The sequence below is a fragment of the Paraburkholderia bryophila genome, from assembly GCF_013409255.1.
Taxonomy (GTDB): Bacteria; Pseudomonadota; Gammaproteobacteria; order Burkholderiales; family Burkholderiaceae; genus Paraburkholderia.
Map to the genome: position 1 here is coordinate 2,237,238 of NZ_JACCAS010000001.1, position 13,530 is coordinate 2,250,767.

Here is a 13,530-nt window from a genome sequence, read left to right on the forward strand (position 1 = left end):
TATAATATTTTGTACACGAAAGGTGGTTATGATTTGTGAAAAAGAACTCCGCTGGATCGGCTCCAGCTATCGCGATTTACTCGCCTTTCCCGAAGAAGCACGCCGGCAAGCCGGGTTTCAGCTTGGTAAAATTCAGGCAGGCCTCGACCCCGACGACTGGAAGTCGTTTGATTCGATCGGACCCGGCACGCGTGAAATTCGCATCAAAGAGGCTAACGGTATTTTTCGCGTCATGTACGTGACCAAGTTTGTGAATGCACTGTACGTGCTTCACTGTTTGCAGAAGAAAACGCAAAGGCTCACGCCGCATGACAGAAAGATTGCCGAAACGCGTTATCGTGCCATTATTAATGATAGGAAAACTTAACAAATGACGATCGACACCCAAATTCGTCACGTGTCCAAGCCTGGCGCCAATCTGTTCCTCGAACTCGGCTTTTCCGTCGACGAGGCAAAGCGCCTGCATGCCGCGTCGCAAAAGCAGATCAACGACACGCGGCTGCTCAAGGAGCAGCTCATGACAGAACTGTCCAGTTGGATCGAACAGCATCATTTGAAACAGGCGGAGGCGGCCGAGGTTCTGATGGTGTCGCGCCCGCGTGTGTCCGACGTGGTCAACAAGAAGACCACCAAGTTCACCATTGATACCTTGGTGGAAATGTTGAGCCGGATCGGTAAGCCGGTCAGGCTGGCGGTTGGCTAACGCTCGTGTTGCCACAGTACATCGGCACCGCCGTCCGCACGATTGAGCACCCGCGCGAGCACGAACAGTAGATCGGACAAACGGTTCACATACTGGCGCGGCGCGGCGTTGATTTCCTCCTGCTCACCCAGCGCCACGATCGCCCGTTCAGCACGGCGGCACACGGTGCGGCACACGTGAGCGAGCGCCGCCGCGCGCGAGCCGCCGGGCAGAATGAACTCCTTCAGCGGCGGCAAGCTCGCGTTGTAATCGGCGAGCCAATCGTCGAGTTGGGCGAGGTGCCGGTCGGCAATCATCGTGTGGCCGGGAATGCAGAGTTCGCCGCCCAGATCGAACAGATCATGCTGAATCGCGATCAGCGCCGCGCGCACGTTGTCGGGCAGCGTTTCACATAGCAGCACGCCGAGATTCGAGTTGAGTTCGTCCACGTCGCCGATCGCGGCGATACGTGCGCTGTCCTTGCCTACGCGGCGGCCGTCGCCGAGTCCCGTGGTGCCGTCGTCGCCGGTACGGGTGGCGATCTTGCTCAAGCGGTTGCCCATGCTGTCTCCCATGCAATTCAGTGGCGATGCGTGCACGCCCGGCGGTCCGGCCGGATCCAGAACCCCCACCGGCCACCGCGTTTATCCATATTGCGCGCATCGTGAAGTCGCCGCCATTATAGGAGCGCGAGCCGGTCCGAACGCCGGCCCGTGGGCGATCGGCGTAAAATGAAGTAGATGCTGTAAAGGCGCTCTGCCCACACTTTGCGCCTCGCTTTGCCCCATAGATCAGGAGACATGCGTGAACCATCCCGTGCCGCCGGCCCCGCTGCGCCGGCCGTTTCCCGGCGAATTGCTGAGCGCGCTCACGGCCGCTTTCGGCGAGCGCGTCTCGGTGGCCGAAGCCGTGCGCGCTCATCATGGCCGCGACGAGTCGCCGTTCGACCCCCAACTGCCTGACGCGGTCGTTTTCGCCCGCACTGCCGAAGACGTGCAAACCGTCGTCACACTCTGCGGCCAGTACAACGTGCCGATCATTCCGTACGGCAACGGTTCGTCGCTCGAAGGACATTTGCTGGCGGTGCAAGGCGGCGTGTCGATCGATCTGTCGGAAATGAACCGGGTCCTGTCGATCAACGCTGAAGACCTCACCGTCACCGTCGAACCGGGCATCTCGCGCAAGCAACTGAACGAGGCACTGCGCGACACCGGTCTGTTCTTCCCGATCGACCCGGGTGCGGACGCGAGCATCGGCGGCATGTCGGCTACGCGCGCGTCGGGCACCAACGCCGTGCGTTACGGCACGATGCGCGAGAACGTGCTCGGCCTGACCGTGGTGCTGGCCGACGGCCGCGTGATCAAGACCGGCACGCGAGCCCGCAAATCGTCTGCCGGGTACGACCTCACGCGCCTGTTCGTCGGCTCGGAAGGCACACTCGGCGTGATCACGGAAATCACCGTGCGCCTGTATCCGCAACCGGAAGCCGTGTCGGCCGCGGTCTGCACGTTTCCGTCCATGGGCGACGCGGTGCGCACCGTCATCGAAACGATCCAGATGGGCGTGCCGATCGCGCGCGTCGAGTTCGTCGACGCGCTCGCCATCCGCTCGATCAACCGTCATTCGAATCTGACGCTGCGTGAAGCGCCCACGCTGTTCTTCGAATTTCACGGTACGGAAGCCGGCGTGAAAGAACAGGCGGAGCTGGTGCAGGAAATCGCCGCGCAGAATTCGGGCGAAGGCTTCGAATGGGCCACCCGGCCGGGAGACCGTAGCCGTCTGTGGAACGCCCGTCACAACGCCTACTTCGCAATGCTGCAACTGAAGCCCGGTTGCCGCGCCGTGACCACCGACGTCTGCGTGCCGATCTCGCGCCTCGCCGAATGCGTGGAGGAAACGGAGCGGGATCTGAAAGCGTCGCCGTTGCCCTGCCCGATCGTCGGCCATGTTGGCGACGGTAATTTCCATGTGGTGATCCTGATCGATCCGGACAAACCGGAAGAGCTCGCCGAAGCGGAGCGCCTCAACCTTCGGATCGTCCAACGCGCGCTGCGCATGGACGGCACCTGTACGGGCGAGCACGGCGTCGGCCTGCACAAGATGGGCTTTCTGCTCGAGGAACACGGCGACGTTGCCGTCGACACCATGCGCGCCATCAAGCACGCACTCGATCCACGCAATCTGATGAACCCCGGCAAGATTTTCAGTTGGGCGGCTTGACGGAATAGCGGGCTTTACCGCCGCGAGACGCACGAGGAGACAAGTCACATGAACGCACCCGCTGAACTGACGGCAGAAGTACTCGCCCAGCGCCAGCGCGAAGTCGTGCAGGCGCTGATGGCCGTATTGCCGACCCACTGTCTGCTGTATCGGGAAGAAGACACCGTCGCTTACGAATGCGACGGGCTCGCCGCGTACCGGCGTCTGCCGCTCGCCGTCGCGTTGCCGGAAACGGAATCGCAGGTGCAGCGCATCGTGCAGATCTGCCACCGCCTCGACGTGCCGATCGTGCCGCGCGGCGCGGGCACCGGTTTGTCGGGCGGCGCGATGCCGATCCGGCACGGCGTGGTGGTGTCGCTCGCGCGCTTCAGGAAGATCGTCGAAGTCGATTCGTACGCGCGAACCGCCACCGTGCAGCCGGGCGTGCGCAATCTGTCGATTTCCGAAGCAGCCGCGCCGTACGGCTTGTACTACGCGCCGGATCCTTCGTCGCAGATTGCCTGCACGATCGGCGGCAACGTGTCGGAGAATTCCGGCGGCGTCCACTGCCTCAAATACGGCCTCACCGTGCACAACGTATTGCGCGTGCGCGCGGTGACCATGGAAGGCGAGATCGTCGAATTCGGCTCGCTCGCACCTGACGCGCCAGGCCTCGATCTGCTAGCGGTCATGATCGGCAGCGAGGGCATGTTCGCGATCGTCACTGAAGTCACCGTCAAGCTGATCCCGAAACCGCAATTGGCGCAGGTCATCATGGCCAGCTTCGACGACGTCGTGAAAGGCGGCGACGCGGTTGCCGGCATCATTGCCGCGGGCATCATCCCTGCCGGTCTGGAGATGATGGACAAGCCGGCCACCCGCGCGGTCGAGGAATTCGTCAAGGCGGGCTACGACCTCGACGCGGCGGCGATCCTGCTGTGCGAATCGGACGGCACGGTCGAAGAAGTCGCCGACGAAATCGTCCGCATGACCGCGGTGCTGCGTGAACAGGGCGCCACCCGCATCCAGATTTCGCGCTCGGAGAGCGAACGGCTGCGCTTCTGGTCCGGGCGCAAGAACGCGTTTCCGGCCGCCGGCCGCATTTCACCCGACTACTACTGCATGGACGGCACCGTGCCGCGCCGCAGTATCGGGCCGCTGCTGGCGCGCATCGAAGAGATGGAGAAGAAGTACGGGTTGCGCTGCATCAACGTGTTCCACGCGGGCGACGGCAATATGCATCCGCTGATCCTGTTCAACGGCAACGATAAGGACGAGTGGCACCGGGCCGAGGCGTTTGGTTGCGACATCCTCGAAGCCTGCGTCGAACTGGGTGGCACCGTGACCGGCGAGCATGGCGTCGGTATCGAAAAAATCAATTCGATGTGCGTGCAGTTCTCACCCGAGGAGCGCGACACGTTCCACGCGGTCAAGCGGGCCTTCGACGCACCCGGCCTGCTCAACCCCGACAAGGGCATTCCCACCCGGGCGCGCTGTGCGGAATACGGCAAGATGCACGTGCGGGGCGGTTTGCTGCCCCACCCTGACCTGCCGCGTTTCTAGCGCCTGCGGAACGCACAGCGGAACACAAGGCATAAGGCAGCGCATAAGGCACACCGCAATGCGCCGCCTAACGCCCACTCCCGACAAGCGCCGCGCCTAGCCTGCTGCGGCGGCGCTTTCAGCCCCACTACCCTGATTACCCGATGCGGGTCCGCTCCTGGTTGCCAGCGAGCCCCCGCCCGGTACAATCGATCGAAACACAACGAAGCAGGACACCATGGAAGAGGACGACATCGTCGCCGTATGGTCGGAACGCGTGCGTTCCGCCAGCGCCGAGGGACGCGCGTTGCGCATCCGTGGCGGCGGCACCAAAGACTGGTACGGCCAGGCGCTGGAAGGTGACATCCTCGATACGCGCGCTTATCGCGGCATCATTGCTTACGATCCGGCGGAGCTGGTCATCACCGCGCGCGCGGGCACGCCCTTGCTGGAGATCGAAGCCGCGCTCGCCGAACATCACCAGATGCTCGCCTTCGAGCCGCCGCATTTCGGGCCGCAGGCCACCTTCGGCGGCTGCATCGCGGCCGGCATCGCCGGGCCGCGCCGTCCCGCAGCCGGCGCGGCGCGCGACTTCGTGCTCGGCGCCGTCATCATGAACGGCCAAGGGCAGAAATTGCACTTCGGCGGGCAGGTCGTGAAGAACGTGGCCGGTTACGACGTCTCGCGTCTGATGGCCGGCTCGCTCGGCACGCTCGGCCTGATCCTTGAACTGTCGATCAAGGTCTTGCCGCTGCCGCAAGCGGAAACCACCCTCAAGTTCGACATGAACGGCACCGACGCGGTCCGCAAGCTCAACGAATGGGGCGGCCGGCCGTTGCCGATCACCGCGAGCGCGTGGCGTCACGGCACGCTTGCGGTACGCCTTGCCGGCGCGGAATCCGCAGTCAAGGCGGCGCGCACGGCGCTCGGCGGCGAAGTCGTCGACGCGGTCGAAGCGGAACGCTTCTGGGCCGGTCTGCGCGAGCAAACCGACTCGTTTTTCGCGGCGATTCCGCCGAAAGCCGCGTTGTGGCGACTGGCGTTGCCGTCGATCACCGAGCCGCTGCAATTGCCCGGTGCGCAACTGATGGAATGGGGCGGCGGCCAGCGCTGGTGGATCACAGACACCGACGCGCAAACCGTGCGCATCAGTGCCAAACAGGCCGGCGGCCATGCCACGATTTTCCGCACCAGCCACGGCTACGACCGCGGCGCCGGAGTCTTCACACCGCTGCCTACTCCGCTGATGAAAATCCATCGCGGCCTGAAAACCGCCTTCGACCCGGCCCGCATCTTCAATCGCGGCCGTCTCTACCCCGACTTCTGAGCGACGCGATGCAAACCAACCTCGCGGACTTCATTCGCAATACGCCCGACGGCGACGAAGCCGACGCTATCCTGCGCAATTGCGTGCACTGCGGTTTCTGCACGGCCACCTGCCCCACCTATCAGATTCTCGGCGACGAACTCGACGGCCCGCGCGGCCGCATCTATCTGATCAAGCAGATGGTGGAAGGCGCGCCGGTCACGCGCAGCACCCAGGTTCACCTGGACCGCTGCCTGACCTGCCGCAGTTGCGAAACGACCTGCCCGTCCGGCGTGCAATACGGCCGGCTGGTGGAAATCGGCCGCAAGATCACCGAGGAAAAAGTCACGCGCCCGGCCGGTCAGCGGCTGGTGCGCCGGTTGCTCGCGAGCTTCGTGCCGAACAGCGCGTTGTTCACGCCGACCATGCGGATCGGCCAGCACTTCCGCGCGCTATTGCCGAAGAAACTGCGCGACAAGGTGCCCGCGCGGCAGCGTCCGCTCGAATGGCCGACGGCGAAACACGAGCGCAAGATGCTGATGCTGGCGGGCTGCGTGCAACCGTCGATGATGCCGAACGTGAACATCGCCACCGCCCGCGTGCTGGACGCGCTCGGCGTGGAAACGCTAATCGCGCCGGACGCCGGCTGCTGCGGCGCGATCCGCCTGCATCTGGGCTACAACGACGAAGCGCTCGACGATCTGCGCGCCAACATCGACGCCTGGTGGCCGTACGTCGAACAGGGCGTGGAAGCGATCGTGATGAACGCGTCCGGCTGCGGCGTGACGGTCAAGGAATACGCGCATCTGCTGCGCGACGATCCGGCGTATGCGGAGAAGGCGGCCCGGATCGTGGCGTTGACGCGCGACATCGCGGAAATCCTGCCGGAGTTCGAGGAAGCGCTGGTCGCCGTCACGCGCCGCCGCGCGGTCCATACGGTGGCGTTTCATCCGCCGTGCACGTTGCAGCATGGTCAGCAGGTGCGCGGTCGCGTCGAGCATGTGCTGGCGGCGCTCGGCGTCGAAGTGCGGCTGCCCGCCGACAGTCATCTCTGCTGTGGCTCCGCGGGCACCTATTCGCTGACGCAACCCAAGCTCTCGTATGCACTGCGCGATCAGAAACTCGAACGGCTGCAGGCGCAGGAGCCGCAGGTGATCGTGTCGGCGAACGTCGGCTGCATTGCGCATCTGCAAAGCGGCACGCAGACGCCGGTCGCGCACTGGATCGAATTGGTCGAGCACATGCTGTCCGTATAATCGGGACATCGCCTTTACCGGTTTCCGCCTACGTGCCATGCCCGATCTGATTCACAACCTCGAAGCGGTGCAGCAGCGCATCGCCGCCGCCGCGCAGGTGGCCGAACGCGACCCGCGTTCGATCACCCTGCTCGCGGTCTCCAAGACCTTCCCCGCCGAAGACGTACGCGCCGCGCACGCCGCCGGCCAGCGTGCATTCGGTGAAAACTACGTGCAGGAATCGCTGACCAAGATCGAAACACTCGCCGATCTGCGCGCGTCGCTCGAATGGCATTTCATCGGCCCGTTGCAGTCGAACAAGACACGGCCGGTCGCCGAACAATTCGATTGGGTGCATTCGGTCGACCGGCTGAAAATCGCGCAGCGGCTGTCGGAGCAACGGCCCGACAATCTGCCGCCGTTGAACGTGTGCCTGCAGGTGAATATCAGCGGCGAGGCGTCGAAAAGCGGCGTGAGCGTGGCCGAGGCGGTGGAAGTCGCGCAGGCGATCGCCGCGCTGCCGAAGCTGAATTTGCGCGGCCTGATGGCTATTCCCGAGCCGGCCGGCAGCATCGACGATCAGCGTGTGCCGCATCGCCAGTTGCGCGAGTTGTTCGAGCGTTTGCGCGACGACGGACTCGAACTCGATACTTTATCGATGGGCATGTCGAGCGACCTCGAAGCCGCCGTGCTCGAAGGCGCAACCATGGTGCGCGTCGGCACCGCGATTTTCGGCGCACGAGATTACTCCAACTGACTCGTGTGAGCCCTTTGTCGATTCATTGGGCGCTGCACGGCACTACTCTCTCAACATCATGAAAATTGCTTTTATCGGCGGTGGCAATATGGCCGCTGCGTTGATCGGCGGTCTTATCAAACGTGGCGTCGCGCCGGCCGACCTCTACGCGATCGATCCCAACGAAGCGACCCGCGAGCGCAATGAGCAGCAATTCGGCATCAAGACCGGCGCCGCCGCCGACACCGCGCTCGCCGCGTACGACGCCGTCGTGCTGGCCGTGAAGCCGCAGATTCTGAAGAGCGTCGCCGAGGGGCTGGCGCCGCATCTGAACGCGTCGCAACTGGTGGTCAGCATCGTCGCCGGGATTCGCATGGCAGACATGTCGCGCTGGCTCAACGGTCACTCGCGAGTCGTACGCGTGATGCCGAATACGCCGGCGTTGATCGGCATGGGCGTGACCGGACTGGTCGCGACCGGCAGCGTCGACGAAGCGGGTCGTGCGCTCGCATCGCAGGTGCTGGGCGCGGTCGGCGAAACGGTCTGGTTCGACGATGAAGCGAAGATCGACGCGGTCACCGCGATCTCGGGCAGCGGGCCGGCCTATGTGTTCTATTTCATCGAGGCGCTGCAGGAAGCCGCGCGCCAGCTCGGCATGGATGAAGCGCAAGGCCGCGCGCTAGCTGTCGCCACCTTCACCGGCGCGGCGCAACTGGCGGCGAATTCCGACGAAGCACCAAGCGTGTTGCGCGAACGGGTAACGTCGAAAGGCGGCACGACGGCAGCAGCGCTGACGTCGTTCGACGCGAGCGGTGTCAAGGACGCGATCGTGCGCGGCGTGCTCGCCGCCGACGCGCGCGCCAAGGAAATGGGCGACGAGTTCGGCAAGCTGTAAGCGCCGCGAGTTGTCGGGAAAGAGATAAAGAGTTAGCGTCCTGGTTCAGACCGGGGCGCTCTCGGCGACGCTAAAACCGTGAGGCGCGACGCTGGTTTGAGCTGGTTTGAGCTGGTTTGAGCCGCTGCGGCGTAGACGCCGCCAGACCAGAAACGCGGGTGCAACGCCCGCGTCGAGCAACTACAGCGAAGCCACCGCATAGTGCGCGGCAATGCCCACAAACAACACACCGCCCAGCCAGTTGTTGTGCCTGAAAGCCGCGAAGCACGCCATCCGTTCACGATTGCGGATCAGCGTGTAGTGATAGATCGCGCAACCCACGGCCGCCGCCCATCCCAGCCAGTACAGCCAGCCGAAACCCAGTTGCACGCCGATGCCGACGTAAATCCCCAGCGTCGCCGCGTAGCACAGCATGACCGCCACCACGTCGAAACGGCCGAACGTCAGCGCCGAAGTGCGAATGCCGATCTTGATGTCGTCGTCTCGATCGACCATGGCGTATTCGGTGTCGTACGCGACCGACCAGAACACGTTGGCGAGCAGCATGACCCACGCGAGCATCGGCACGTGGCCCTGCACGGCGGCGAACGCCATCGGAATACCGAAGCCGAACGCGATGCCGAGATACGCCTGCGGAATCGCGAGGAAACGCTTGGTGAACGGATACGAACCGGCGACGAACAACGCCGCCACGGAAAGCTCTTTAGTCAGCGTGTTGAGCGGCAGAATCAGCAGAAATGCGATCAGCGACAACCCGGCCGCTACGGCCACCGCTTCCCATGCTTTTATCTTGCCCGACGTGACCGGACGATTCTCGGTGCGCTTTACATGACGATCGAAATCGCGGTCCGCATAGTCGTTGATCGCGCAGCCGGCCGAACGCATCAGCACCGTGCCGACGCAGAAGATCACCAGCAGAGGCCACGTCGGATGGCCGTCCGAAGCGATCCACAACGCGTTGAGCGTCGGCCACAGCAGCAGCACCGTGCCGATCGGCTTGTCCATCCGGACGAGGCGCAGAAACAGGGGGAGTCGGGCGAACATGGGTGGATTCGGTGAAGGGCGAGAACGGTGCCGCTATTTTACGGGATGCGGAACGCGGGCCGCTGCCAGGTGGGCCAGGCCGCTGTATGAAACTGAAGTGAAAACCAGCACCGCAAAAAACAAGGCCTCCCACAGGGAGGCTTTGTTTTTATTCAAGCTCAACGACAACGCTTACGCCAGCATCGAACGCAGCATCCACGCGGTCTTTTCGTGCGTTTGCATGCGTTGCGTCAACAGGTCAGCGGTCGGCTCGTCGTTCGCGGCTTCCGTCGACGGGAAAATCGCGCGCGCGGTGCGCACCACGGCTTCCTGGCCTTCCACCAACTGGCGGATCATTTCTTCCGCGGCCGGCACGCCGTCCGCTTCCGGAATCGACGACAGCTTCGCGAATTCCTTGTAGCTGCCCGGCGCATGCACGCCCAGCGCACGGATCCGTTCAGCGATCGAATCGACCGCCAGCGCGAGCTCGTTGTACTGCGTTTCGAACATCAGGTGCAGCGTGTTGAACATCGGACCCGTCACGTTCCAATGGAAGTTGTGAGTCTTCAGATAGAGCGTGTAGGTGTCGGCGAGCAAACGCGACAAACCTTCGGCGATCTTCTTGCGATCCTTGTCGGTGATTCCGATATTGACGTGCTGTACGGCTTCTTTCTTGGCCATGATGACTCCTTTGAAGAGTGATACGAACCGGTCGGCATAGTGACGATCTGCTGGTTGCAAACCCGGCAAACCCGGCACTTCGAACGCCCGACAGTTTAGCCTGGAAAACTACTGCGTTCGTGTGACGCGTGGTCGCCTGCCGCACCAACGGCCGCGCCGCGATCAACCGCCGAGCGCGTGTTGCAGCGCTTGCACGACGATCACCGCGAGGCCGCTCGAGACGATCGCGAAACCCAGCGCCCGCCGCAGCATCGCTGCCTGTTGCACGGCCTGTTGCTGGTGCGCGCCGCGCGCGGCGGGCGAGCCACCGAGAGTGGCCATCATCATCTGGATCATGATCGTGCTCCGTCGATTCGTATCGTTACCGGCGAGGCGCCCATGCGCCCCGCCGCTGCTGCATCACTTCAACTGGCTTGCCCAGTTACTTCTTACGGCTTTCCGCGAGGTCCGCCATTGCGGCGATCACGCCTTCCGCGTAAGCCGGATCGGCTTGACGGAAATGCTCGATCTGACGCGCGACGATCTCCTGCGGCACGCCGTCGATATGACGCGCGATGTTGCCGAACAGACGCTGACGCTGCGCCGCGTCGAACAGCGCAAACAGCATGCCCGGCTGCGTGTAGTAGTCGCCGTCCTGACGATGATCGTAGCGATCCACCGCGCCGGCCGCGAGCGGCGGCTCCGCCGCATTCGTGTCCTGAGCGAAGTCGCCGAAACGATTCGGCTCGTAATTCACGTTGCCGCCGAGGTTGCCGTCTGTACGCATCGCGCCGTCGCGATGAAACGAATGCGGGCTCGGTACGCGCGACGCATTCACCGGAATCTGATGGTGATTGATCCCGAGGCGATAACGCTGCGTGTCGCCGTACGAGAACAAGCGGCCCTGCAACAGACGGTCCGGCGAGAAGCCGATGCCCGGCACCACGTTAGCCGGCGTGAACGCGGCCTGCTCCACGTCCGCGAAATAGTTGGCCGCGTTGCGGTTCAACTCGATCGTGCCGACGTCGATCAGCGGATAGTCCTTCTGCGACCACACCTTCGTGACGTCGAACGGATTGAAGCGGTACGTGGCGGCTTCCGCTTCCGGCATTACCTGAATCGCGAAACGCCACGTCGGGAAGTTGCCCGCGTCGATGTTGCCGATCAGATCGCGTTGCGCGCTTTCACGATCTTGCGCGACCACTTGCGCGGCTTCGGCATCGGTGAAATTTTCAACGCCTTGCTGCGACTTGAAGTGGAACTTCACCCAGAAGCGCTCGTTGTTCGCGTTGATAAACGAGTACGTGTGCGAACCGAAACCGTGCATGGTCCGGAAGTTTTGCGGAATACCACGGTCGCTCATCAGAATCGTCACCTGATGCAACGACTCCGGATGACGCGACCAAAAATCCCAAGCGGCGACGTTGCTGCGCATGTTGGTGTACGGATCGCGCTTCTGCGTGTGGATAAAGTCCGGAAACTTCAGCGGATCGCGGATGAAGAACACTGGCGTGTTGTTGCCGACCACGTCCCAGTTACCTTCTTCCGTGTAGAACTTGATCGAGAAACCGCGCACGTCGCGTTCCGCGTCGGCTGCGCCGCGTTCGCCGGCCACCGTCGAAAAGCGCATGAACAGCGGCGTGTCCTTGCCGATTTCGGCGAACACTTTGGCCTTCGTAAAGCGGGAAATGTCGTGCGTCACTTTCAGCGTGCCGAATGCGCCCGAACCTTTGGCATGAACGCGGCGCTCAGGGATCACTTCGCGATCGAAGTGAGCGAGCTTTTCGAGCAGCCAGACGTCTTGCAGCACGACCGGACCGCGCGCGCCGGCGGTCATCGAATTCTGGTTGTCGGCAATGGGGGCGCCGGCGGCGTTGGTGAGCTTACGTTCGGACATGCGTGACTCCTGATGAGCTTTTATCGAAACTGAATTGGGGGAGAGGCGCGGCACACGGATGCCGGAAAACCGATGCGTCAGGCGGACAGCGCGCGATCGACCAGCAGGGAAAACGCAACGGTTCGAATGCTTTGCACGGACGCGGCAAAGCGGCTGACAGCGGCGTCAGCCGATTGAGCGTTGTGAGTCGGGTCTTGCTGCGGGTTCGATGGCGACATGCTTTCCTCCGGTGTCTTATGGGATCGGGCGATCCATGGAGGAAACTATAACAATGCTATCGAATTAACGTGTTTAATTAATTTTATCTATTCGATAGGGAGGGCGGCGATCGCCGCCCTGACGCTTCGCGCCGTCCGCTTAGTTCACGGCGACGGGCAATTCCAGCTTCTTGACGCCCGGCAGGTCGCAGGCGTTGATCGCGTCGCAAACGGCGTCGATAGCGGGCATGCGCGTGAAGCTCTTGCGCCACGCCAGCACGACGCGGCGATCCGGCACGGGCTCGCCGAACGCGACGTAGCTGAGCAGGCCCGCGTCGATACCGCCGGCATGCGGCTTGACCTCATGCACCGACATACGCGGCAGCACGGTAATGCCGACGCCGCTCGCCACCATGTGACGGATGGTCTCCAGCGAGGAGCCCTCGAAAGTCTTCTGGATGCCGTCCGCGTTCTGCGAGAAACGCATCAGCTCCGGGCAGACGCCCAGCACGTGATCGCGGAAGCAGTGACCGCTGCCGAGCAGCAGCATGGTTTCCTGCTTCAGATCGTCGGCGTCGATTTTCGCGCGGTTTTCCCACGCATGGCCGGACGGCAGCGCGACGACAAACGGCTCGTCGTACAGCGGGCGCAGCATCAGGCCGGTTTCCGGGAACGGCAGCGCCATGATCGCGACGTCGATTTCGCCTTGCTTGAGCAGTTCGATCAGCTTGAGCGTGTAATTTTCCTGCAGCATTAGCGGCATCTGCGGGACGCGCTTGATCATCTGCTTGACCAGCGTGGGCAGAAGATACGGTCCGATCGTATAGATCACGCCGAGGCGCAACGGCCCGACCAGCGGGTCCTTGCCCTGCTTGGCGATTTCCTTGATGGCGAGGGTTTGCTCGAGAACACGCTGAGCTTGCGTGACGATCTGTTCGCCGATCGGCGTGACGCTGACTTCGCTGGTGCCGCGCTCGAAGATCTGGACGTTGAGTTCGTCTTCGAGCTTCTTGATGGCCACCGACAAGGTCGGCTGGCTAACGAAACATGCCTCGGCGGCCCGGCCGAAGTGCCGCTCGCGGGCCACCGCGACGATGTATTTCAATTCGGTTAGCGTCATTAGGGGACCAATCAGTGCAGTGAGTTCGATAGGTTCTA

15 protein-coding genes are annotated in these 13,530 nt (G+C 63.1%); 8 read left to right on the plus strand and 7 right to left on the minus strand.

The annotated features are described in order from the left end of the window. Positions 1-28 precede the first annotated feature (28 nt). Positions 29-367: a type II toxin-antitoxin system RelE/ParE family toxin gene (locus tag GGD40_RS09900; protein WP_179743528.1), complete on the plus strand. Its 339-nt coding sequence runs from the start codon at positions 29-31 to the stop codon at positions 365-367. A gap of 3 nt (positions 368-370) precedes the next feature. Then, positions 371-703, plus strand: coding sequence for a helix-turn-helix domain-containing protein (locus tag GGD40_RS09905; RefSeq protein WP_105507300.1), 333 nt, complete (start codon positions 371-373; stop codon positions 701-703). On the opposite strand, the gene GGD40_RS09910 is transcribed toward GGD40_RS09905, so the two are convergent. Beyond that, a complete protein-coding gene (locus GGD40_RS09910; RefSeq protein ID WP_179706828.1) occupies positions 700-1,245 on the minus strand; it encodes a cob(I)yrinic acid a,c-diamide adenosyltransferase in 546 nt (181 codons plus the stop codon). The genes GGD40_RS09905 and GGD40_RS09910 overlap by 4 nt on opposite strands. 241 nt (positions 1,246-1,486) lie before the next feature. On the opposite strand from GGD40_RS09910, the gene GGD40_RS09915 reads away from it, so the two are divergent. From GGD40_RS09915 to proC, 6 genes are all read left to right on the plus strand, one after another. Continuing rightward, positions 1,487-2,902 carry an FAD-linked oxidase C-terminal domain-containing protein gene (locus GGD40_RS09915; protein ID WP_179743529.1) on the plus strand — a complete coding sequence of 472 codons (1,416 nt, stop codon included), beginning with the start codon at positions 1,487-1,489 and terminating at the stop codon, positions 2,900-2,902. Positions 2,903-2,950: 48 nt separating this feature from the next. Then, positions 2,951-4,444: an FAD-linked oxidase C-terminal domain-containing protein gene (locus tag GGD40_RS09920; RefSeq protein ID WP_179706832.1), complete on the plus strand. Its 1,494-nt coding sequence runs from the start codon at positions 2,951-2,953 to the stop codon at positions 4,442-4,444. Positions 4,445-4,661: 217 nt separating this feature from the next. Continuing rightward, positions 4,662-5,750, plus strand: a complete 1,089-nt coding sequence (gene glcE / locus GGD40_RS09925) for a glycolate oxidase subunit GlcE (RefSeq protein WP_179743531.1) — start codon at positions 4,662-4,664, stop codon at positions 5,748-5,750. Between the two features lie 8 nt (positions 5,751-5,758). Beyond that, positions 5,759-6,985, plus strand: coding sequence for a glycolate oxidase subunit GlcF (glcF, locus tag GGD40_RS09930; RefSeq protein ID WP_179743533.1), 1,227 nt, complete (start codon positions 5,759-5,761; stop codon positions 6,983-6,985). 37 nt (positions 6,986-7,022) lie between these two features. Beyond that, positions 7,023-7,721, plus strand: coding sequence for a YggS family pyridoxal phosphate-dependent enzyme (locus GGD40_RS09935; protein ID WP_179743535.1), 699 nt, complete (start codon positions 7,023-7,025; stop codon positions 7,719-7,721). Positions 7,722-7,779: 58 nt separating this feature from the next. After that, entirely contained in the window at positions 7,780-8,595 is an 816-nt protein-coding gene (gene proC / locus GGD40_RS09940) for a pyrroline-5-carboxylate reductase (protein WP_179706837.1), read from the plus strand. Between the two features lie 180 nt (positions 8,596-8,775). On the opposite strand, the gene ubiA is transcribed toward proC, so the two are convergent. The 6 genes from ubiA to GGD40_RS09970 form a co-directional block, all read right to left on the minus strand. Beyond that, positions 8,776-9,639, minus strand: a complete 864-nt coding sequence (gene ubiA, locus GGD40_RS09945) for a 4-hydroxybenzoate octaprenyltransferase (RefSeq protein ID WP_179743537.1) — start codon at positions 9,637-9,639, stop codon at positions 8,776-8,778. 171 nt (positions 9,640-9,810) lie between these two features. Continuing rightward, complete coding sequence (locus GGD40_RS09950; RefSeq protein ID WP_035553319.1) at positions 9,811-10,299, minus strand: Dps family protein; 489 nt, start codon at positions 10,297-10,299, stop codon at positions 9,811-9,813. A gap of 162 nt (positions 10,300-10,461) precedes the next feature. Continuing rightward, positions 10,462-10,635 (minus strand): hypothetical protein, encoded by a 174-nt coding sequence (locus GGD40_RS09955; RefSeq protein WP_179706840.1) that lies wholly within the window; start codon positions 10,633-10,635, stop codon positions 10,462-10,464. A gap of 85 nt (positions 10,636-10,720) precedes the next feature. After that, complete coding sequence (locus tag GGD40_RS09960; protein ID WP_179743539.1) at positions 10,721-12,175, minus strand: catalase; 1,455 nt, start codon at positions 12,173-12,175, stop codon at positions 10,721-10,723. A 77-nt stretch (positions 12,176-12,252) separates the two neighbouring features. Then, a complete protein-coding gene (locus GGD40_RS09965) occupies positions 12,253-12,393 on the minus strand; it encodes a hypothetical protein (RefSeq protein ID WP_179706845.1) in 141 nt (46 codons plus the stop codon). A 139-nt stretch (positions 12,394-12,532) separates the two neighbouring features. After that, entirely contained in the window at positions 12,533-13,492 is a 960-nt protein-coding gene (locus GGD40_RS09970) for a LysR substrate-binding domain-containing protein (RefSeq protein ID WP_179743541.1), read from the minus strand. Positions 13,493-13,530 lie beyond the last annotated feature (38 nt).